Raw genomic sequence first — 20,242 nt, forward strand, 5'->3', positions numbered from 1 at the left:
TGTTTCCTTTAAATTCCTCTTTATTAGCGGACGTTTGCACGAAGTCTAATGAATCGTCTTGTCTGTGTTTGCCAATAGCAAAACGCTCTTGGATGCGTCTTATATCTTCTTTACCTATTAATAAACGTATAAGAATTATGATAAAATAAACAGGTAATAATATAAAGCTTAAAGCATAATATAATAACATCATTTCTTTAAACTTTCTGTTAAGCTTGCTAATTGTTTTTCAAGGCTTATATGGTTTTGTATTTTATCATTTGTGAGTTCTAAAGGCGAGCCAACTATAATTTTAATGGTACCAAACGGTAGGGGTATTATTAATTTATCCCAACTTTTTAATCTGAAACATCTAGAAGTGGAGCTGACTATAGTAATAAGTTTTGTGTTATATCTATAGGCAATTTCGGTAATACCGCTATTTACTTTATATACCGGTCCTTTAGGACCGTCCGGTGTGACTATTATATTTGCACCTTGAGATAACTTACCTATAATTTTACGTAAAGCTCCAATTGGATTTTTATTAGTAGAACCTACTATCACTCTGCAACCGAATTTTCCTACTAGATCGTTTAAAATTTTTCCGTCTAAATGCGGTGATATTAAAGCATAGATATTTCTATGTCCTATAAACATAGATGGACTTAAGGCGAGCATATTATGCCAAAATGCAAAGATTACCCCTTGTTCGTTTAGGAATTTTTCCTTATTGCCGTTATCGTAAAATATAAATTTCTGCTTTGAAGTAAAGTAAACAAAACGCAAATACCAATATAGTAAAAGAGTAATTATACTAAGTACATATTTATTATTTTTTAAAAATTTTTTAAAAACTTTCCGCATTATTTTTTTGTTGGTTTAGGTGGCTTTTTAACTTTTCCGTCATTGTGAGGAAATTACGAAGTAAGTGACGAAGCAATCTCAGGATATTTGACGAGATTGTCACGCAGCCTATGGCTGCTCGCAATGACGATTTGGTATCCATGTAAAGCCTTAAACAGGAATGACATCGATTGTTCTCTCAATTCTAATACAAGCTTTTTCTAGCTCTTCCATAGAAGTAGCATAAGAGATTCTAAAATATCCCTCTAAGCCGAAAGCGATACCAGGTACTACGGCAACTTTTGCTTCTTCAAGTAAATATTCGGCAAAATCATTACTATTTGCAATAATTGTTCCTGATTTAGTTTTATGCCCAAATATTTTATCGCATTTAACAAATAAGTAAAACGCCCCTTCCGGCTTATAGCATTCAAAATATTTTACTCTTTTCAAAATTGATAAAGCAAGATCGCGCTTTTTTTGACAATTTAAAGCATTAGGCTTTATATAATCTTGAGGACCGTTTAATGCTTCAATAGCAGCCATTTGACTTATTGAACAAGGGTTTGAAGTACTTTGCGACTGAATAATAGTCATTGCTTTAATCAAAGCTTTAGAGCCTGCACCGTAGCCTATACGCCAACCCGTCATAGAATAAGCTTTAGATACTCCGTTTACGGTAAATATTCTCTTTTTTAAATCAGGTGCTATTTGGGCTAATGTGTAAAATTTAAAATCATCAAAAGTAATATGCTCGTAAATATCATCGGACATTACGTTTACATGTGAATATTTTCTTAAAACTTTAGCAATATTTTCTAGTTCTTCAAAATTATAGCTTGCACCTGTTGGATTACTAGGTGAGTTAAGAATAAGCCACTTAGTTTTATCCGTAATTGAACGTTCTAAAGCTTCTGCACTTAATTTAAAGTTATTTTCAATGCCGCAATTTACAAAAACAGGTGTTCCTGTGCTAAGTGCAACCATATCAGGATATGAAACCCAATAGGGTGCTGGAATAATTACCTCATCCCCTTGGTCTAAAGATGCCATAAACAAATTATATATAACTTGCTTACCGCCGGTGCTTACTATTATTTCATCAAGTTCGTAATCTATATTATTTTCACGTTTGAATTTGTCTTGTATTGCTTGCTTTAAAAGAGGCATACCCTCAATGTTAGTATATTTAGTAAAGCCGTCTTTAATCGCTTTAATCGCCGCTTCCTTAATATTGTCAGGCGTATCAAAATCAGGCTCACCGGCACCGAGTGTGATAATATCAACTCCTGCTTTTTTAAGTTCAAGAGTTTTTTTTACGACTGCAAGGGTCGGCGACGGTTTTATAGAACTTAGCCTCGTAGAAATAATTGACATAATTTGAGTCCGTATTAAATGAAAGCTATAGTAAAATCAGTAATTTCAAGAAATAAATATTAATTCTTATAATGAAATCTACAATTATATATTATAATTTGTTTAGTATTGACAGAATATATTAGTCTATGTTCGTGGTTAATTCTACGTGACCATAAACCTGATAATATATGTTTTAAAGGTTCGGGCTTACCTATACCTGTAACCGGTGCTTCTTGGATATTTTTTATTAGAAGTTTAATACGTTCATATTTTTTAATATCGTATTTTTTCCAATACGCTAAATCTTCCGCTGCTTCTAGTGTCCACTCAATCTCAATCATCTAAATTAACTTTAGCAAACTCTCCTCTTTTTGCTTGTTCGATAGATTTTTTTATTCGATTCGCATTAGCCAGATTAGATAATAAATATAATGTTTCTTTTGTAGATTCATATTCTTCTTCGGTTAAAAGAATAATATTCTTATGATTCTTTCTTTTAATAAGATAAGGGACATGATCGTTTTCTACGGTATTTAGTACAGAGCTTAAGTTTTTTCTAAATGAAGTGCCGCTAATTGAGTTCATGAGCTACCTACTGATGTACATATAACATGTACATCCTAGCTTCAATACCATTAATTCACAAGTAAAATTATTATTTTATTTAAAAATTTATCAAGATATGCTTTATTATAGTAAGTAATATTAATTTAGTAATTAAACTATGCTCGGTAAAATAAAAGACAAAATCAAACATTATTGCTTAACTATAATAAATGTACCGAATTTTATTAAGAATAAAATTTTAGAATTTAAAAATTATATAAGTGATTGTAAATATAAATTCTCTCATTTAACCGAAACTAATTATCAACTTGGACTCGATCATTTATATAGAGGTAATTTAAATGATGCATTACTTAGGTTTAAACTAGTCGATAAATTTTTTAATCCTAATGATTCTAAAGTATATTCTCAACTCGGATGGGTTTATTTTTTAAAAAATAATTACAGGCAAGCTATAGAATATTTAGAAAAATCTAATGAAAAATATAAACCTATATTTATAAATTTTTTGAAAAATTATAAGGATATTACTGAAATACCTCAAGAAATTTGTGGAAAATATCGTGATTTAACTGCACAATATTATCCTACTATTTTTAATAACGATAAAAATATCCATCTTCCGTATAGGTTTGTTAATGAAGCACTTAAGCAGATATCTGATTTACCGGATCATTACTCTATTTTGGAACTTGGAAGTAATATAGGGCTTGTAGGTTATGAAATACAAAAACGTTTTCCGGAACGTTTTACTTTAACCGGTGTAGAAGTTTCTGCTTTAATGAATAAGTTACAAGAAACATATTACCCGAACACTAAAATTTACGATCATATATATAATATTGCTATCGATGAATTTTTAAAACAAAACTCTAATAAATTTGATATTATTTTTAGTTTTTGCGGATTATCGTTTACTAACAATTTAATAGAATATTTTAATTTAATATACTCATCTCTTAATAAACCAGGGTATTTTGCCCTTTGTTTACCGAATGCGACGAAGACACAATTTTCAGTAAAACGCAAAGAATTTATTTTTAACTTGAATGAAATAAATAATTTTTTACAAAAAAATAATTTTACTATATTAACTTCGGAAGAAATAATACTAGCGGAAAACAATAAATATAGTATTATTCTTTGTAAGAAAACAGCATAAATCAATGAGAATATTAATTATATTATCCATTATTTTATGTTCATTATCGATAAGAGCTGATCTTGAATATGTTGATAATGAAATATATAACTATAATGGTGGAAGCAATGAAAACGGTTGCGTGGAAGTTTATGATCCATATGAAAAATTTAACCGTAAAGTGTTTGTATTTAATTCTGTGTTAGATTATATAATATTGCGTCCTTTAGCGATAGGTTATAAGAACATCACGAATGATTACGTAAAAGCACGCGTTAATAGTTTTGTCAGTAATGTCGATACACCGCTTACGGCGGTAAATTACGGGCTTCAGTTAAATTACGATAAAACTATGAAAAGCGTTTGGCGGTTTCTCATTAACACGACGCTTGGCATAGGCGGTTTATTTGACGTGGCACGTAAAGTAGGTTTGCCGTCTGATCGTCAAACTTTCGGTAGTACCCTCGCACATTATGGAGTTGCCCCAGGTCCTTATTTAGTATTGCCGATAATCGGTAGTACTAACGCAAGAGATATGACGGATTCGGTAATTACTAATTATGCTCTTAATCCATTAATGTACTACACTCATAATGATTTTGACTTAGGAGTACTAGCAGTTAGTAAAATAAACGATCGATATGTTGTATTACCGTTTAGTGATTATGTGATGAAGAATTCTACCGATCCTTATGTGGCTATTAGATCAGCATTACATCGTGTTCGTGAAGCATCGGTTCAATATCCTGAAAATTTTAAATGTCCTAAACCCAAGAATTAATGAAATTAAAGAGGATTATATGCAAAAAATTATTACAGGTTTATTTTTATTAGTTATGACGTTTTCCGCTTATTCTAATGAAAAAGTGCCTGCCGGTTTGAACAGTTACGTTACTAATTTAGTAAATGAAGCTTCTAGTATATTAAACGATAGTACGTTATCTGAGCGAGTAAAAATTGCTAAAGCACGTGAGTTAATGTCTCAAAACCTAGATTTTGATTGGATGGCTAAATATACATTAGGCAGAAATGGGATAAAAACTTTATCAGGTGGGCAGGTTCAGGAATTCATCAAAGTTTACTCTAAATATGTTACTAAATCTTATACTGATTTAATAAAAGATTATAAAGGTAAACAGCCTAAAATAGTAGGAGTTCGTCCTTTAAGCTCAACCGATTTTATGGTTGCTATGAATATCATTAGTAATAAAGAGCAAGACCCTATTAAAGTAGAATATCTTGTACGTGAAATGAAAGGAAACGGAAAAGACGTTTTTAAAGTTTCTGATATAATTACGGAAGGTGTAAGTCTTATTGGAGCTCAACAAGACGAGTTTACCGATACTTTAAAAAATCAAGGCTTTAAGGCACTAATACAAAAATTAGAAAGTCGTTCTTAAGCTTATTTCACTGTCATCTTAAATCGTCATTGTGAGGAGGTATTGTTGCGTAGACACCTCGTCGTCATTGCGAGGGAATTGCGTAGCAATTGACGAAGCAATCTCAGAAGTTTGTTATTATTGCATGAGATTGTCACGCAGTCTACGACTGCTCGCAATGACGATTAGATATCCACGCAACAAAGCCCGCTCGCTAATAGCGTTAAACAACATAAATCACTCACATGAAAATCTTAGCAGGCATTAGTAATAAGTGACTTGCAACGCGTTTAGCTATAGCATTATATATTAAATATATTGAGCCGAAAATTACCTATTTCAATGATTCCGAAATAAAAGTAGAAATTCAAAAATCGTTTCATAATGAAGATATAATCATAGTACAATCCACATCAAAACCCGTTAATGATCGCTTAATTGAGTTGTTTTGGCTATTAGATGCAGCAAAAAAAGCGGGAGCACAAATCGAATAATTTTAGTAATGCCTTATTTTGGTTATGTAAGGCAAGATAATATAAATTCTCAAAATATAATTCCTGCTAAGTTAATAGCAGATTTTTTAGAGAAGCTCGGAGTAAACCATGTAATTACTATTGATTTACACTCCGATAAAATAGAGCAATTTTTTAATATTCCTGTTTCTAATCTTGAACCTATAAATTTATATATCCGCTTTTTAAGCACTTATAGCAATTTCGTTATAGTTACACCTGATAAAGGAAGTATCAATCGAGTTCAAAAAATTAGTAATTTACTCAATATAGATTCAGCTTATATAAACAAAGAAAGGGATATAAATAATAATTGCGAGATGATATCAATAACAAGTAGTGTAGAGGGCAAAAATTGCATATTAATTGATGATATTATAGATAGTGGAGAAACAATCGTAAAAGCAGCGAGATTTTTATTCGATAATAGACCTCTTGGAGAACAAAGCTAATAAAGAGGAATTTGTAGGAAACACGGAATGCAACACCGCAGCGTACACTTTAGTACGTGAGGATGCGAGTACTGGATTGACGTACAAATTACCTTTAGAAGCAAGTTATGCAAGAGGTCTGACAATATTTTTATCACGGATACTAGAAACAAGTGACTTATCTACAAAATGTCATATAATACCCGTATTGTCTATCATCGTAAAAGAGTTAGTAAATATACTATGAGTTTGTGTACTATAGAAATAAATCTATCTACAATAAAAAATAATTACCTTTTATTACAAGATATTTGCAAAACCTCATTAGTCGGTGCTGCCGTTAAAGCTAACGGTTACGGTCTTGGAGCAGTACAAATTTCTAAAGCTTTAATAGAAGAAAATTGTAGGCATTTTTTTGTGGCCTCAAGTGAAGAAGGAGTGAATTTACGCAACGCTTTAGGATTAGATGTTAATATTTTAGTTCTTAACGGCGTTTTTGAACATGATGCTTTAGAGCTGATAGAATATAATTTAACACCTGTCCTAAATAACTTAAAACAAATAGAAATTTGGCAAAAATTTAGTAATTTGAAAAACCGATTATTGCCTTGTTATTTACATTTCAATACGGGGATTAATCGTCTTGGTTTAAGCTCTGATGAGATAGAGCAGCTAATTAATGATCGTGATTTGTTAAAAGGGCTAGATTTACAATATATTATAAGCCATCTAGCTATATCTGAGGAAATAGATAATCCTTATAATCTAGAACAATTAAACAGATTTAAAGCTTATTTACAATATTTCCCAAACGTCAAAGCAAGCCTTGCTAATTCCGGCGGCATATTTTTAGGACAGGATTACCATTTTGATTTAGCAAGACCAGGGGCAGCCTTATATGGTCTTAATCCCTTAACAAAGAATCCCGTAACCTTAAAAGCTCCTATAATTCACTTACAGAATTTGACACTAGATAGCCATATCGGTTATAATATGACTTTTACAACTAAGCGTGATAGTGTCATTGCAACGTTACCGCTTGGTTATGCCGATGGGTTTAGTCGTAATTTTAGCAATCAAGGCGAAGTATTTATTAACAGTCGCAGCGTTCCTATAGTAGGGCGAGTATCGATGGATTTAATAAATATCGATGTTACCGATCTACCACCATCCGAGATTTTTCTAGGGCAGGAAGCGGAAATTATCGGAAATTATTGCACGCCCAATAAAATAGCGAGTATTATAGGTACTATCGGGTATGAGGTATTAACTAACCTTGGTAGTAGATATAAAAGAAAGTATATCGGGTAGATATCTGTGTCATACCATGGCTTGACCACGGTATCCAGAAAAAAATTAAAAAAGACTGGATCCCGCGATCAAGTCGCGGGATGACATTAGGGGTTACTGGATTCCTGCTTGCGCAGAAATGACATAGCATACTTAAATTAAATAGAAAAAATACAAATGTTATTCAATATAGCTAATTCGGTCGGTAAACGTACTGTAAAGTGTGCACAAAGTGTAGGTAGTTTTTCTCTATTTAGCTTTGCTGCCGTTAGCAGTATCATAAGACCGCCTTTATATTTGAGTTTAATCATCAGACAATTATTATTTATCGGGTTTCACTCGCTTCCGGTTGTTGCGATGACGACTTTTTTCTCAGGGGCGGTACTTGCATTACAGAGCTATATCGGTTTTTCCCGTTTCTCAGCTGAAAGCTCTATTGCAACGGTAGTAGTATTGTCGCTGACTAGAGAGCTTGGACCTGTCTTAGCTGGACTAATGGTAGCGGGAAGAGTTGGGGCATCAATCGCCGCCGAAATAGCCACAATGAGAGTAACGGAGCAGGTAGATGCTTTATATACTTTATCTACCGATCCTATTAAATATTTAGTTTTTCCAAGAGTAATAACAGCTATTATTACAATGCCTTGTCTTGTTTTAATCGGGGATATAATTGGTGTTATGGGCGGTTATTTGGTAGGGGTATATAAACTTGATTTTAATAGTGCAGCTTATTTAACCAGTACTTTTCAGTATTTAGAACCGATTGACGTAATTTCCGGTCTTGTTAAAGCAGGATTTTTTGGGTTTATTATTTCTATAATAAGTTGCTATAGCGGCTATTATTCAGGTAAAGGGGCTAAGGGAGTTGGAAGAGCAACTACCTCGGCAGTAGTGAATTCTTCTATCCTTATCTTAATCAGTAATTATTTAATAACCGAATTATTTTTTAAAGTATAGGTATACTCGTTTAATTTGAAAAATTGGTTTTGTTGTTTTATATTTTTTGATCCTCACGTACGTTTATGTACGCTGCGGTCAAAAAATATAAAACGCCTAGCTCTTTTCCAAATTAAACGAGTATACAGTTTTTTTGTTTATTTGGAGTATGCATGAGTGTAGAAGAATTTAAAATTAAAATTCGGTCATTATATAAATCATTTGCTAATCATAAGGTGTTAGACGGAATAGATTTGGATGTAAAAAAGGGCAGTTCATTAGTTATTTTAGGTGGTTCCGGTAGCGGCAAATCAGTTCTAATTAAAAATATAGTAGGATTGATTAAACCTGATAAAGGTAAAATTTTTATTGATAATGTAGAAATCCAAGATATCTCAAGTAAACAAAAATTTGAGATTATGGATGGTATAGGTTTTTTATTCCAAGGCGGAGCATTATTTGACTCCTTAAATATACGTGATAATATTACTTTCGAGACTAAAAAATTATCTAAGAAAGAAAAAAACGACCTTGCCGGTGCAAAGCTTAATGCCGTTGGTTTATCTCCTAGAATACTCGAGCTTTACCCTGCCGAATTATCGGGAGGAATGCAAAAAAGAGTAGCCCTTGCTAGGGCTATTTGTAGTACACCGTCGATTTTATTTCTTGATGAACCGACCACAGGGCTTGATCCTATCATGGCAAATGTTATCAACGAATTAATTATAAAAATCCAAGAAGAGTTAGAGGCAACTACGATTACTATAACTCATGATATGATTAGTGCCGCAAAAATAGCTAAAGAAGTAGCTATGATTTATCAAGGAAAAATTAAATGGTACGGTAGTAAAGATGAAATGCGTAATAGTGATAATCCTTATTTAAAACAATTTATAAATGGATTAACTACTGGGCCTATAGAGGTATAAAATGTTTAAGAACTTATTATGTATAATAATATTGCTAGGTATAAATCTAAATGTTTATGCTATAAATTCTAGCTCTTATACGACAGATGATATAATAAAAATAGTAATTATTCTTGGAATAGTTATTTTAATTTTTAGTCCTGCAAAATTCCGTATAATCGTTATCGGTACTATGTTAGGCTTGTCTTGTGCCTATTTCACGTATAAATACATCGTACCTATCTTTATTTCTTTACTAAATGGACCATAAAGATAAATATTGCTATTAGTGACGCCCCACATCTCAGCTATTTTCTCTTCTAATAGTATCAATTTAATATTCTACAATTAATCTAAAGCTCTAACTCTCCCGTGATAGCCATCTAATTCAAAAGAATTGGGATGTATATTTTTACATGCATCTAAACCTATTATATTAATCATATTAGTATTATTATCAATACCATTTAAAGTAGTACGAATATCTTCCAAGTATTTAGATGATTCAGGCGAATCATTACCTCCAATTATTCGTATCAATTCATTCTGATTAAAGTCAGTAATTAATTGCTCTAACTGTTGTGAATTAATATTTCTAGCTAATGCTATTTTATTTAATTTTACGGAAAAGAAACTACAGGCAATCTCTTCATTTAAATCTTTAGTATAAATTACTAAATCATCATTTATATCAAAAATTTTATATTCTTGTGAGTTAATTTCAATTTGCATAGTTTATTTACTTTGTTGATTATTTTTGTGTAAAGCAATATTTTTATTGGTAAGAGTATAGCTAGGTGCAGCTCTTTTTGTCTTAGTACTTATATTTTTTTAATATCTTATCACTTGTTAAGTTTAATTTTGGTTCATTTTTTGTTTTATTACTACTAAAAATATTTATGAACAAAATCTTTTATTTTTTGTACACTTTTTTGTATCCAGAATTTAATATTACTATCTTGTTGGTAGGTAGAATGAGTAAGTGCTAATGTTTTATTAATTGCTGAACGTACACTTTCCAACGGATTTGTTAGATAATAAATAATCAGTTTTAGCTATTAAATTATTTACAATTTTTGTTTGTTCTTGATCCTTTAGATTCAATTCGTGAACTCGATTACTAATCTTTTTAGTTACTACATTTTTTACTAATTTTAGTTTTTTGAATTTCCTCTGCTACTTTAGTAAGTGGTCTTGATATTTGATTAGATTGCTATGTGTCCATAGAATGAGGATTTTGATGAGATCCTAATAAATATTGCTGAATAATATGTTTTTGTTGGATTTCATTTAAAGAGCGATTAGGTATATTTTTATTTTTAGTGAAATCAAAAGCTTTATAAAGTACAGGAGTATTACTTCATATACTTAAATGTACTTGTCTAGCAGCGGTTGTTTTATCCTCTCTATCCGGAACAGTTACCTGTTATTGGATCAAATATAATTCCTAATGGGGCTCCCTTGGCTTCTATATCTGCAGATTTTATATTTACGTTAAAGTGGTTAGTTAATTCTTGTGTTACTTTACGAATATTACCATCTGATACTGCAATTGATACTGCAGATCTATCACGCCCTCCTACTAAATAAGCTTCTAATTTAGTATTAGGAGGAAAGTTGCTTATTACATCATGTGTTAAAGAACCAGCATCAGTAAACCTGTCAACATGGGCTAATGCAGTTTTTTTAGTTAATAGATCATGTAAAATTACAGCAACGCATTGTTGAATATTATCTGCCTATCTTTTCTTTATCAGAAAAACCAACTTTATGCTGTTCCACACGAACAGCTTCATAATCAACTATACCTTGCTGTAATGAGTAAGCATATGCATACTGTGCTATTGAATTTTCTTTACGGTTTTGAGTTTTATAAGCAGCTCCTAAAGCTAATCTTGCCATTAATTCTTTAGCTTGGCTAATGTTCCTTGTGGTTGATGTGCAGTGACTAATTCTTTGTATGAATTTTCGACATTATAATATTGCTTTGCTTCAAAAGAATTCTCTATGCTATCTTGAAATTGTTGAATAGCATTATCAAACAGTCCCAGTTGTTGATAGCTACGTCCTATCATAGTATTAATATAAGAAAGTAGGAAAGAAAAGTACTGTCAGTTTGACCTATAGCAATTTGTTCAGTTTGTTGTAGTTGTTTAAGAGCAACAAGATGATTATCTTTGCTATATAATTTTAATCCTTCATTATACAAAAAGCTGCTTGATTATGATCAATTTGCTCCTTTGTACTTAATGGTTTTGGAGTCTAATATATTCAGGAAAACTTGAAGGCAACTCGCCTAATTTTTTAATTAGTCCGGTGATATTACCTTGAACTGGCTTCCCATTAATAAGCATGGATTTATAATAGTTTAATTAATTTATATTTTTATATAAAACTCTGTTATTTAATAAAAATCAAGCATTAGCTAATACTTAACTACAAAATAATTATCTCTTGACACTAGGGGAGTATTGCTTTATATTCTTTATCTGTTGTATATACTGGATGAACTTCAAAATTGGCTACGTCGTTCTACAAGATCTGCGGTGCTCACGTATTAAGTATACGCTCCGCTCCTCGGCGTGTGAACTCTTAGCTCTTTTTGAAGTTGATCTTCGTATATGACTCTTCATTTACTTGAAGTATATTTTATAAGTTTTAAGGTATTTATGTCTCGTAAGTGCGAACTCACAGGTGTGGGTGTTTTATACGGCAACAATGTATCACATTCTCAGCGTAAAACTAGAAGACGTTTTGAACCTAACCTAAGATCGGTTAAGTTTACAAGTGATATAACAGCCGGGGAATATAGATTATCGGTTAATGCTAGATGTATTAGTTCAGTGGAAAAAGCCGGGGGTTTTGATGCATATATTCTAAAAACCGATGATAATGTTTTATCAAGTAACGCTAGAGCTATTAAGAAAAAAATAATTCAGACTAAAACAGCAAAATCATTATGAAAAGCGGTATACATCCAGAATATAAAAAGTTTTTGATTAAAGTAGGAAGCGATGTTTTTGAAACAATGTCTACTCATCCTACAGGTGAAATTTTAATGGATGTTGATTTTAGAAAGCATCCGGCATGGAATAAAGATTCCGGAAATGTAGTAAATCAATCGAACAAAAGTGTTAGTGATTTCAATAAAAGATTCTCAGGTCTTTCTTTCGGTAGTAAGAAAGAAGCTAGCTAGGCTTTGTTTGTGGATAACAAATCGTCATTGCGAGGGAATTGCATAGCAATTGACTAAGCAATCCAGTAAACAATTTTGATTTATAGAATTTTTTTATTATTTTTTCTGGGTTGCCGTGCAGTCTACGGCTACTCGGTATTTACGCAAGAATGACACTAACAACAAAATATAACACAGATAAATCGTCAATTCTCAATTATTGCGGGGTGGAGCAGCTTGGTAGCTCGTCAGGCTCATAACCTGAAGGTCGTTGGTTCAAATCCAGCCCCCGCTACCATATTTTTTAATGTCATGCTAGCTCACTTATAGCGTTGTTGAAGTCTGCTGATGCCATTCCTAACTCAGTGTTGTTGCATGGTTTGGTTTTCCTGTCATTGCGAGAAGGCATTATTGCGTGGTTCGGTAAAATTCGCTGTGTTACCCCGTGGCTTGACCACGGGATCCAGTTAAAAATACTAAAGTTATTAGTATTTTTTATTGTTTTTATGGACCCCCGTGGTCAAGCCACGGGGTAACACAGCGAATTTTACCGAACCACGCAATAATGCCTTCTCGCAATGACGACTTCACAGGCAATGCCTTACATCCAATACGAAAGCAAATTATGACTACTCAGAAAATAGTGCCTACAAAATCAACTGATGGCAGTAAACTTTTTCGTCATCAAGCTAAATTTGTAGCCGGTGCTATGAATATAAATCAAATCCCCAATTTTTCATTACCGGAAATTGCTTTTGTCGGTAAGTCAAATGTCGGCAAATCAAGCCTAATAAACACGATATGTAATAATAAAAATCTTGCTAAAGTTTCTAATACTCCAGGGCGTACTAGGCAAATCAATTTCTTTAACCTTGCAGATAAACTTATTATAGTTGACCTTCCCGGTTATGGTTTTGCTACTGTTCCTATATCAGTCAAAGAGCAGTGGGGAGTGTTAATTAGTTATTATTTACGAAATAGTTATAATTTAAGGTTAGTTAACTTATTGATTGATTCAAGAAGGGGTATAAAAGAAAATGATAAGAAAGTAGCTGATCTATTACTTGCAAATAAAAGAGAATTTCAAATTATTTTCACAAAATCCGATAAAGTTACGGATCATCAAAACCTTTACGATGAAGCACAGAATTTTCTTGCAACTTTAAACTACTCATGTAATGTTATGTATGTAAGCAATAGGAGTAAAGAAGGTGCAAGAGAACTTAAAGCTAGTTTGGCAAAATGCATCAAACCTCAAAAATAAAGAGGTAGATAGTATTTCTTCATTAAATAACATTGCTATAATTAAGAATATAATAAAGTGTAGTAGTGAGTTGAAGAATCAAGCAATAGTTCTAAAATTACCTGCTACTATTATTATTGACGATAAATTATTTACGGCTTTTATTGAATCTGTTAGATTGCTTGAGATGTGCGGTGCTAAAATATATATAGTACATGATCATATTGATTTACGAAGTTCGTCTTTAATATCACAAATAGATGAAAATTTTAGTCAAAAAATTAGTAAAATAAGCGACTATAGTTCTCTAAATAATCCTATTATTATGGAAATTTTATCCAGTTACGTTAACAAGCTTATAGTAACAAAGTTAAGTAGTATAGGTTGTTATGCAGTTGGTATTTCAGGTAAGGATGCTAATTTACTGCAAGCAAAAAAATCAAAACTATCTTACCGAAAAATTGTAAATCATGATGTTATAAATATTGGCTTTTTAAGCGAGCCTATTATGATTAATCCAGAAATTTTATTAAATTTTGCAGATAATAATATTATACCCGTGATAGCACCATTTGCGAGCGACGATCAGGAGAAAACGCATTTATTAAATGTTAACTTAACGTTAGCAACAATTGCTTCTGCATTAAGTGCAGAACATTTAATATTGCCATATGAGATATTACAGGTATCCGAGATATTTCCGTATAATATAAAAATACGAGATATTAACGTGTTGAAATCAATGTTAGATGATAGTAATAATTTCATCGAAGAAGCATTAATTAAGATAGCAGTTAATGCCCTTGAAAATAATAATGGTTACGTACATTGTGTGAATAGTGAAGCACCGAATTCAATATTGTCAACTATGTTTGATATTAATATAAATTAATAGAGGTTTTTTATGGCAGGAGCATTAGCATCCGATCTTTTATTTGTAGGGTTAACTAGACCGCCGATGATATTTGGAGTAAGTATTAAGTTTGCTGCATTAAATATGATAATGACGATGATAGTATTTATTTGGAATAACGGCATTATGATTTTATTCATTGCAGCTGCTTTGCATTTGGTAGCTTATATTATATGTTTTAAAGAACCGAGATTCATAGAGCTATATTTAAATAAAATGTCAAGAACTAGCCAATGTCCTAATAAATTTTACTACGGAGCAAATTCGTATAATATTTGAGTTTTATGTCATTCCCGCGTAGGCGGGAATCCAGTAACATTTAATGTCATACCGCGCCTTGATCGTGGTATCTGAGGACATAGTCTGTGATACAAGATCCCGTGGTCGTAGCCACGGGATGACAACAAAAAATCTGGATTCCTGCCTACGCGGGAATGACATAAAAAGAGGTATAACTGACAAAATAAATCAAAATAGTTAAATCAGGTGAGGTAATGAAATTATTTAGAACTAGAGCCGCTAAAGAATTAAGGTCTAAACAAGAAAGACCCACTTCGCATTTTATTCCTTATAAATGTCATTGGGATAGTAATACTATTTTAACAAAAGATAATTCTTTATTACAAGTTATTAAAATAAATGGATTTTCTTTTGAAACTGCTGATGATGAAGATCTAGACATTAAAAAGAATATCAGAAATGCCTTACTTAAAAATATGGCTTCGGGAAATATCGTTATGTATTTCCATACTATTAGAAGACGTAAAGCAGTAATATTTGACGATACGGAATTTACTTATGATCCTACCGTAAAAGTCCCTAATGATTTTATTACTTATTTAGGTGCAGAATGGCGTAAGAAACATGCTGGGGCTAGGTCGTTTTTTAATGAATTATATGTTAGTATTTTATATAAGCCTGATACTGGTGGTGTTGCTATAGTTGAGTATTTTCTAAAGAAGCTTAGACAGAAATCTAATAAAACCGCTTGGGAAAACGACATGAAAGAGATGAAAGAAAATCTTCAAGAAATGTCAACTAGAGTGATTAATACATTCAGAAGTTACGGAGCAAGATTACTTGGAGTTCGTCAAACGCAGTCAGGTAGTTATTGTGAAATTTTAGAATTCCTTTCATCTTTAATCAATTGCGGCGATTCACCGGGTCCTATAGCATTACCGCGTGGTACTATTGACGAATATTTACCGACTCATCGCTTATTTTTTGATTCTCGTACTATTGAAGCAAGAAGTCCGCTTGGCAAGAAATATGCTGGAATGATCAGTATACTTGAATACGGTCCTAATACTTCGGCAGGAATTTTTGACGGATTCCTGCAAATGCCTTTTGAATTTGTTATGACGCAAAGCTTTGTCTTTGTTAATAGAACAGTAGCGATCGGTAAAATGCAATTACAGCAAAATAGAATGATACAATCCGGTGATAAAGCTACTTCACAAATTGCTGAAATTAATACGGCCCTTGATATGGCCACTAGCGGTGATATCGCTTTCGGTGAGCATCATTTATCGCTGTTATGTTCCGCAAATAATATTAAAGCTTTGGAAGATATATTGTCAATGGCAGCAGTTGAGCTTTCTAATTCAGGAATTCAGCCGGTTAGAGAAAAAGTTAACATGGAACCTAGCTATTGGGGACAGTTGCCGGGAAATATGGATTATATAGTGCGTAAATCCACTATAAATACTCTTAATATGGCTAGCTTTGCCTCACAACATAATTATCCGCTCGGTAAAATTAGAGATAACCATTGGGGAGAATATGTCACAGTACTTGATACTACTTCAGGTACACCGTTTTATTTTAATTTCCATGTAAGGGATGTTGGACATACTCTCATTATCGGTCCAACCGGTGCCGGTAAAACAGTGCTTATGAATTTCTTATGTGCTGAAGCACAAAAATTCAAACCTCGTATGTTCTTGTTTGATAAAGATCGAGGAGCAGAAATATTTATACGTGCTTTAAACGGAGTTTATACAGTAATTGATCCGGGTTTAAAATGCAACTTTAACCCTTTACAGCTTGAAGATACTAGTGAGAATAGAACGTTTATTTTAGAGTGGCTTCGTGTGCTTGTAACTTCTAACGGTGAAAGTTTAACTGCACAAGATAATAAAATCTTATCTCAAGCGGTAAGCGGTAATTTTAGATTAGCAAAACAAGATAGAAGGCTTAGTAATGTTATAGCATTTCTTGGTATTGATACACCAAATAGTTTGGCAAGTAGGATTGCAATGTGGGTTGGTAAAGGTTCACACGCTAAGATATTTGACAATGAAATAGATGATATTGATTTACAAAAAGCAAGAGTATTCGGTTTTGATATGACTGAATTACTTAAAGATCCTGTAAGCCTTGCACCGGTATTACTATATATTTTCCATCGTATTAATATCTCTTTAGATGGGCAGAAAACTATGATAGTACTTGATGAAGCATGGGCTTTAATCGATAATCCGGTATTTGCACCTAAGATCAAAGATTGGTTAAAAGTGTTGAGAAAATTAAATACTTTTGTTATATTTGCTACGCAGAGTGTTGAAGATGCTGCAAAAAGTAGAATTAGTGATACGTTGATTCAACAAACAGCTACGCAGATTTTTTTACCTAATTTGAAAGCTACGGATATTTATCGTAGTGCATTTATGTTAAGTCAGCGAGAATATATTTTAATTAAAACTACCGACCCTACTACACGTTATTTTTTAATAAAACAAGGAATAGATGCCGTAGTGGCAAAAGTTAGCTTAGATGGTATGGATAACATCATCAGTGTTTTATCCGGTAGAGTTGAGACTGTAATATTGCTCGATCAAATTAGAGAGAAACACGGCAATGATCCGGATAAATGGTTACCTATATTTTATGCCGCAGTTAAAACATTATAAATGCCTGTCTGTCATCCCACAGCTTGACCGCGGGATCTTGTCTCACAGACTGTATTCTGAGATCCCGTGGACAAGCCACGGGATGACATTTTTACAATGCGAGGCAAGTAACTAGTTATGACATTATTTCCTCGTAGTATACTTATAACATTAGTATTAAGCTTTGCCCTAAATTTAGGGATAGTTACTAAAACTCATGCTAAAGATACTCTTGATAGCATTGTAGATGTTTTGAGTGGCTTAACTTGCGAAACCCAAGGCGTAGGCGATTTGCTGCGTACTGAATTTTCTCATACATGTATTGTTGCTCCGTTCTTTACTTTTGCGGTAATGAATCTTGTCTCTCCCGTTTTATACATGAATACGTTTTTAAAGCTTAAAATAAACGACAGTGATTTATTTAACGATAGTAACTTTGGGAATTTTCCCGGAGGTCAATGTACTCGTGAAAACAGAATTGATCCTAAAAATCCAGAATTACGCTTTGCTTTATGTAATAATGCTAAATTAATTGTATCTCGGGCAAAATCTGTTGCAGAATCGGCACTTGCTATTGCTAAAGCCGTCTTAACAGGGAGCGACCCTTGGGATGATATAAAGACAGCGTGGGCAAATAAAAAAAAGGAATATCATGTTCCATATAGTGGTAAGCCCGGTGATGACGGGTTTGCATTTGATTTAGGCTTTCCTGTAATATATTGGAAAGTTATTCAAGATAAAGATAGAATATGCGTATCGACAAAAGGATTTACAGGAGACATTCCCGTCGGCTGTAAATATATGAAAGAGCCGTTTCCAAAATCCATGTATAATAGCTTTATGGATGTAGCAGATAAGGATTTTATTGAGGATCCAAATAAAACTCCTACCGATCCTTTAGCTTTAGTTTCCTGTAGTGCAGCGGGTGATGGATGTTATCAAAAAGCTTATAATGCTTCAAAAACTGCAGTAGTCATGACTTCTCCTCTTATAGAATGTATGAGGCAAATGATTGCTAGATTACTAATTAGTAAAGATGTTTGTAGTTTTGATAATGTAAGCCAAGTGGTTAATTTGGTTTCAAGGCAAGATAGTGCATTCTTTCAGTTTCAAGTAGGAATGTATAAAATAGTTACGGCTTTTCTAACTTTATATGTTATGTTTTTTGGCTTTAAACTATTACTTGCAGGTGAAGTGCCGCCAAAAAGTGAGTATATAAATTTTATATTGAAAATGATATTCGTAACTTATTTTTCAATAGGAATTAATATAACCCCTGGTAATGGTTCTCCGTATGACCGGTTAGACGGCATGATTCAGTGGGCGTTTCCTTTCTTACTTGACGGTATAAACGGTTTAGCAAGTTGGGTTATGAATGCTGCTCCGTCCGGTTTATGTAAATTTAACAATCTTTCTTATGACGGTACCGTTTCTTATATTGCATTATGGGATGCATTAGATTGTAGGGTAGCTCATTATTTAGGGCTTGATATATTATCTACGTTACTTGTCGAAAATGCTTATCGCAGTCATGATTTTTTAAATTTTGATTTCTTTAGTTTTAGTGCTCCACCATATATTTATTTGCTAATTCCGGCGATAATCTCCGGTAATATGATGTTGGTGTCACTCGCTCTTTCTTATCCGTTACTTGTGATTTCGGTTGCTGCCTTTATGGTTAATGCAACGATTATGTGTATGATATCTATAGTAATACTCGGTATTTTGGCTCCTCTTTTTGTACCTATGTTTTTATTCGCATATACAAGAAATTATTTTGAGAGCTGGGTTAAACTAATGATCTCGTTCTTGCTACAACCTATGGTGGTCGTTACTTTTATGATCACGATGTTTTCGGTATATGATTATGGTTTCTACGGTAAATGTCAATATAAGAGCAAGTTAATTCACAATAGTATAGAAGACAAAATTCAAGGTGGCATTACTTCTAAGAGGGATGTTTTAATATTTTACATTAATAATGATTGGGATGATACGTCACAATATCCTGATAAAGATGCCGTAGAAAGCTGTCAAAATAGTTTAGGTTATATGTTAAATAACCCTATTACCACGGTATTTAACTTTACAAAAGATAGTGTAAGTGAAATTGTCGATAGTAAACCGGGTAATACCCCTACCGATAAATTTCTTGCTAAATTCCAGTTTTTATCAGGAGTAGTTTTAGGGCCCGGAATGTTTTTCATGTCTCCAAAAGTGCTTTTTGAGAAAATTAAAAATATTTTGCTTGCGTTAGTTATGGCATGTTTTACATTGTATTTGATGTATAATTTTAGTAGTCAGCTAGCTGAATTTGCTGCAGATATGACGGAAGGAGTAGCTCTTAATAATGTTGCTATAAAACCGCAAGTAATATTTAAGGCAGCTATGGCAGTACTTGCTACTGCGGGTGCTGCAACTAAGGGGGGCGATCAGATAGCAAGTAGAGGAGGAGTTGGTGATTTAAAAGCTGGTCAAGGTGGAGGAGCAAGTGATTTAGAGGTAGGGAAAGGCGGACTACCAAATGATAATATTGCTGCAAGCGGAGGTACGTCGGCACCTGCGGTAACAACGCCGACAGCTTCGTCTTCTGTAGCAACTTCTAGCCCAAAAACTGTAAGTAGTGAAGCAAGATCAGATGTTGTTACTCCTCCTGCTCCTACAGAAGCTGT

The 20,242-nt window shown here is 32.9% G+C and carries 21 protein-coding genes, 1 tRNA gene and 5 pseudogenes; 18 read left to right on the forward strand and 9 right to left on the reverse strand.

Annotation, left to right across the window (positions count from 1 at the left end):
- From TENJIKU01_RS04565 to TENJIKU01_RS04585, 5 genes and pseudogenes are all read right to left on the reverse strand, one after another.
- Nucleotides 1-193 (reverse strand): annotated as a pseudogene (locus tag TENJIKU01_RS04565) (3-deoxy-D-manno-octulosonic acid transferase); the annotation flags it as partial.
- On the reverse strand, nucleotides 190-846 hold the full coding sequence (locus TENJIKU01_RS04570; protein ID WP_064429371.1) for a lysophospholipid acyltransferase family protein: 657 nt from the start codon (nucleotides 844-846) through the stop codon (nucleotides 190-192). The gene TENJIKU01_RS04570 and the pseudogene TENJIKU01_RS04565, both read right to left, overlap by 4 nt.
- 150 nt (nucleotides 847-996) lie before the next feature.
- On the reverse strand, nucleotides 997-2,202 hold the full coding sequence (locus tag TENJIKU01_RS04575; RefSeq protein ID WP_064429372.1) for a pyridoxal phosphate-dependent aminotransferase: 1,206 nt from the start codon (nucleotides 2,200-2,202) through the stop codon (nucleotides 997-999).
- A 59-nt stretch (nucleotides 2,203-2,261) separates the two neighbouring features.
- Nucleotides 2,262-2,525: a Txe/YoeB family addiction module toxin gene (locus TENJIKU01_RS04580; RefSeq protein WP_064429373.1), complete on the reverse strand. Its 264-nt coding sequence runs from the start codon at nucleotides 2,523-2,525 to the stop codon at nucleotides 2,262-2,264.
- Nucleotides 2,518-2,769, reverse strand: coding sequence for a type II toxin-antitoxin system Phd/YefM family antitoxin (locus tag TENJIKU01_RS04585; RefSeq protein ID WP_014013838.1), 252 nt, complete (start codon nucleotides 2,767-2,769; stop codon nucleotides 2,518-2,520). Before TENJIKU01_RS04585 ends, TENJIKU01_RS04580 begins: the two co-directional genes overlap by 8 nt.
- Nucleotides 2,770-2,908: 139 nt before the next feature.
- On the opposite strand from TENJIKU01_RS04585, the gene TENJIKU01_RS04590 reads away from it, so the two are divergent.
- From TENJIKU01_RS04590 to TENJIKU01_RS04625, 10 genes and pseudogenes are all read left to right on the forward strand, one after another.
- Nucleotides 2,909-3,913, forward strand: coding sequence for a methyltransferase domain-containing protein (locus TENJIKU01_RS04590; RefSeq protein ID WP_064429374.1), 1,005 nt, complete (start codon nucleotides 2,909-2,911; stop codon nucleotides 3,911-3,913).
- 4 nt (nucleotides 3,914-3,917) lie between these two features.
- Nucleotides 3,918-4,673 carry a VacJ family lipoprotein gene (locus TENJIKU01_RS04595; RefSeq protein WP_064429375.1) on the forward strand — a complete coding sequence of 252 codons (756 nt, stop codon included), beginning with the start codon at nucleotides 3,918-3,920 and terminating at the stop codon, nucleotides 4,671-4,673.
- 19 nt (nucleotides 4,674-4,692) lie between these two features.
- Entirely contained in the window at nucleotides 4,693-5,292 is a 600-nt protein-coding gene (locus TENJIKU01_RS04600; RefSeq protein ID WP_064429376.1) for a phospholipid-binding protein MlaC, read from the forward strand.
- A 269-nt stretch (nucleotides 5,293-5,561) separates the two neighbouring features.
- Nucleotides 5,562-5,765: pseudogene (locus tag TENJIKU01_RS10230) on the forward strand (ribose-phosphate pyrophosphokinase-like domain-containing protein); the annotation flags it as partial.
- Between the two features lie 8 nt (nucleotides 5,766-5,773).
- Nucleotides 5,774-6,235, forward strand: coding sequence for a ribose-phosphate diphosphokinase (gene prs / locus TENJIKU01_RS08550; RefSeq protein ID WP_082894519.1), 462 nt, complete (start codon nucleotides 5,774-5,776; stop codon nucleotides 6,233-6,235).
- A pseudogene (locus TENJIKU01_RS09745) lies at nucleotides 6,219-6,391 on the forward strand (palindromic element RPE1 domain-containing protein). Before prs ends, TENJIKU01_RS09745 begins: the two are co-directional and overlap by 17 nt.
- Nucleotides 6,392-6,457: 66 nt before the next feature.
- Nucleotides 6,458-7,525 carry an alanine racemase gene (locus tag TENJIKU01_RS04610; protein WP_064429377.1) on the forward strand — a complete coding sequence of 356 codons (1,068 nt, stop codon included), beginning with the start codon at nucleotides 6,458-6,460 and terminating at the stop codon, nucleotides 7,523-7,525.
- 156 nt (nucleotides 7,526-7,681) lie between these two features.
- Nucleotides 7,682-8,461, forward strand: coding sequence for an MlaE family ABC transporter permease (locus TENJIKU01_RS04615; RefSeq protein WP_064429378.1), 780 nt, complete (start codon nucleotides 7,682-7,684; stop codon nucleotides 8,459-8,461).
- A 152-nt stretch (nucleotides 8,462-8,613) separates the two neighbouring features.
- The gene (locus TENJIKU01_RS04620; RefSeq protein ID WP_012736620.1) at nucleotides 8,614-9,369 is read left to right on the forward strand and encodes an ABC transporter ATP-binding protein; all 756 of its coding nucleotides are present in this window, start codon (nucleotides 8,614-8,616) and stop codon (nucleotides 9,367-9,369) included.
- Nucleotide 9,370: 1 nt separating this feature from the next.
- A complete protein-coding gene (locus TENJIKU01_RS04625; protein WP_064429379.1) occupies nucleotides 9,371-9,619 on the forward strand; it encodes a DUF5510 family protein in 249 nt (82 codons plus the stop codon).
- A 77-nt stretch (nucleotides 9,620-9,696) separates the two neighbouring features.
- Here TENJIKU01_RS04625 and TENJIKU01_RS08935 read toward each other — a convergent pair whose 3' ends face one another.
- The 4 genes and pseudogenes from TENJIKU01_RS08935 to TENJIKU01_RS08940 form a co-directional block, all read right to left on the reverse strand.
- Nucleotides 9,697-9,888 (reverse strand): hypothetical protein, encoded by a 192-nt coding sequence (locus tag TENJIKU01_RS08935; RefSeq protein ID WP_371440162.1) that lies wholly within the window; start codon nucleotides 9,886-9,888, stop codon nucleotides 9,697-9,699.
- A 274-nt stretch (nucleotides 9,889-10,162) separates the two neighbouring features.
- Nucleotides 10,163-10,549, reverse strand: a pseudogene (locus tag TENJIKU01_RS10705) (hypothetical protein).
- Nucleotides 10,550-10,754: 205 nt separating this feature from the next.
- Nucleotides 10,755-11,250, reverse strand: a pseudogene (locus TENJIKU01_RS04635) (hypothetical protein).
- Entirely contained in the window at nucleotides 11,250-11,423 is a 174-nt protein-coding gene (locus TENJIKU01_RS08940) for a hypothetical protein (RefSeq protein ID WP_016769858.1), read from the reverse strand. Before TENJIKU01_RS08940 ends, TENJIKU01_RS04635 begins: the two are co-directional and overlap by 1 nt.
- A 594-nt stretch (nucleotides 11,424-12,017) precedes the next feature.
- Between TENJIKU01_RS08940 and rpmB the strand changes: the two genes are divergently transcribed.
- The 8 genes from rpmB to TENJIKU01_RS04680 form a co-directional block, all read left to right on the forward strand.
- A complete protein-coding gene (gene rpmB / locus TENJIKU01_RS04645) occupies nucleotides 12,018-12,311 on the forward strand; it encodes a 50S ribosomal protein L28 (protein WP_064429380.1) in 294 nt (97 codons plus the stop codon).
- On the forward strand, nucleotides 12,308-12,544 hold the full coding sequence (gene rpmE / locus TENJIKU01_RS04650; RefSeq protein ID WP_004996719.1) for a 50S ribosomal protein L31: 237 nt from the start codon (nucleotides 12,308-12,310) through the stop codon (nucleotides 12,542-12,544). Before rpmB ends, rpmE begins: the two co-directional genes overlap by 4 nt.
- 200 nt (nucleotides 12,545-12,744) lie before the next feature.
- Nucleotides 12,745-12,821, forward strand: a tRNA-Met gene (locus TENJIKU01_RS04655).
- A 327-nt stretch (nucleotides 12,822-13,148) separates the two neighbouring features.
- Nucleotides 13,149-13,787, forward strand: coding sequence for a ribosome biogenesis GTP-binding protein YihA/YsxC (gene yihA / locus TENJIKU01_RS04660; protein WP_064429381.1), 639 nt, complete (start codon nucleotides 13,149-13,151; stop codon nucleotides 13,785-13,787).
- Nucleotides 13,735-14,658: an acetylglutamate kinase gene (locus TENJIKU01_RS04665; protein WP_064429382.1), complete on the forward strand. Its 924-nt coding sequence runs from the start codon at nucleotides 13,735-13,737 to the stop codon at nucleotides 14,656-14,658. The genes yihA and TENJIKU01_RS04665 overlap by 53 nt, the downstream gene beginning before the upstream one ends.
- 12 nt (nucleotides 14,659-14,670) lie before the next feature.
- Nucleotides 14,671-14,958, forward strand: a complete 288-nt coding sequence (locus TENJIKU01_RS04670; RefSeq protein ID WP_010976817.1) for a type IV secretion system protein VirB3 — start codon at nucleotides 14,671-14,673, stop codon at nucleotides 14,956-14,958.
- Nucleotides 14,959-15,173: 215 nt separating this feature from the next.
- On the forward strand, nucleotides 15,174-17,591 hold the full coding sequence (locus TENJIKU01_RS04675) for a VirB4 family type IV secretion/conjugal transfer ATPase (RefSeq protein ID WP_064429383.1): 2,418 nt from the start codon (nucleotides 15,174-15,176) through the stop codon (nucleotides 17,589-17,591).
- Nucleotides 17,592-17,708: 117 nt separating this feature from the next.
- Nucleotides 17,709-20,242, forward strand: a 2,534-nt coding sequence (locus TENJIKU01_RS04680) for a type IV secretion system protein (RefSeq protein ID WP_064429384.1), incomplete at its 3' end; no start/stop codon positions are given.

This window comes from Rickettsia sp. Tenjiku01 (assembly GCF_001653015.1).
Classification (GTDB): Bacteria; Pseudomonadota; Alphaproteobacteria; order Rickettsiales; family Rickettsiaceae; genus Rickettsia; species Rickettsia rickettsii.

Bases quoted from the DNA above. Each gene is read 5' to 3' on its own strand.
- TENJIKU01_RS04570 (WP_064429371.1), bottom strand. From the start codon at position 846: ATGCGGAAAGTTTTTAAAAAATTTTTAAAAAATAATAAATATGTACTT.
- TENJIKU01_RS04575 (WP_064429372.1), bottom strand. From the start codon at position 2,202: ATGTCAATTATTTCTACGAGGCTAAGTTCTATAAAACCGTCGCCGACC.
- TENJIKU01_RS04580 (WP_064429373.1), bottom strand. From the start codon at position 2,525: ATGATTGAGATTGAGTGGACACTAGAAGCAGCGGAAGATTTAGCGTAT.
- TENJIKU01_RS04585 (WP_014013838.1), bottom strand. From the start codon at position 2,769: ATGAACTCAATTAGCGGCACTTCATTTAGAAAAAACTTAAGCTCTGTA.
- TENJIKU01_RS04590 (WP_064429374.1), top strand. From the start codon at position 2,909: ATGCTCGGTAAAATAAAAGACAAAATCAAACATTATTGCTTAACTATA.
- TENJIKU01_RS04595 (WP_064429375.1), top strand. From the start codon at position 3,918: ATGAGAATATTAATTATATTATCCATTATTTTATGTTCATTATCGATA.
- TENJIKU01_RS04600 (WP_064429376.1), top strand. From the start codon at position 4,693: ATGCAAAAAATTATTACAGGTTTATTTTTATTAGTTATGACGTTTTCC.
- prs (WP_082894519.1), top strand. From the start codon at position 5,774: ATGCCTTATTTTGGTTATGTAAGGCAAGATAATATAAATTCTCAAAAT.
- TENJIKU01_RS04610 (WP_064429377.1), top strand. From the start codon at position 6,458: ATGAGTTTGTGTACTATAGAAATAAATCTATCTACAATAAAAAATAAT.
- TENJIKU01_RS04615 (WP_064429378.1), top strand. From the start codon at position 7,682: ATGTTATTCAATATAGCTAATTCGGTCGGTAAACGTACTGTAAAGTGT.
- TENJIKU01_RS04620 (WP_012736620.1), top strand. From the start codon at position 8,614: ATGAGTGTAGAAGAATTTAAAATTAAAATTCGGTCATTATATAAATCA.
- TENJIKU01_RS04625 (WP_064429379.1), top strand. From the start codon at position 9,371: ATGTTTAAGAACTTATTATGTATAATAATATTGCTAGGTATAAATCTA.
- TENJIKU01_RS08940 (WP_016769858.1), bottom strand. From the start codon at position 11,423: ATGATAGGACGTAGCTATCAACAACTGGGACTGTTTGATAATGCTATT.
- rpmB (WP_064429380.1), top strand. From the start codon at position 12,018: ATGTCTCGTAAGTGCGAACTCACAGGTGTGGGTGTTTTATACGGCAAC.
- rpmE (WP_004996719.1), top strand. From the start codon at position 12,308: ATGAAAAGCGGTATACATCCAGAATATAAAAAGTTTTTGATTAAAGTA.
- yihA (WP_064429381.1), top strand. From the start codon at position 13,149: ATGACTACTCAGAAAATAGTGCCTACAAAATCAACTGATGGCAGTAAA.
- TENJIKU01_RS04670 (WP_010976817.1), top strand. From the start codon at position 14,671: ATGGCAGGAGCATTAGCATCCGATCTTTTATTTGTAGGGTTAACTAGA.
- TENJIKU01_RS04675 (WP_064429383.1), top strand. From the start codon at position 15,174: ATGAAATTATTTAGAACTAGAGCCGCTAAAGAATTAAGGTCTAAACAA.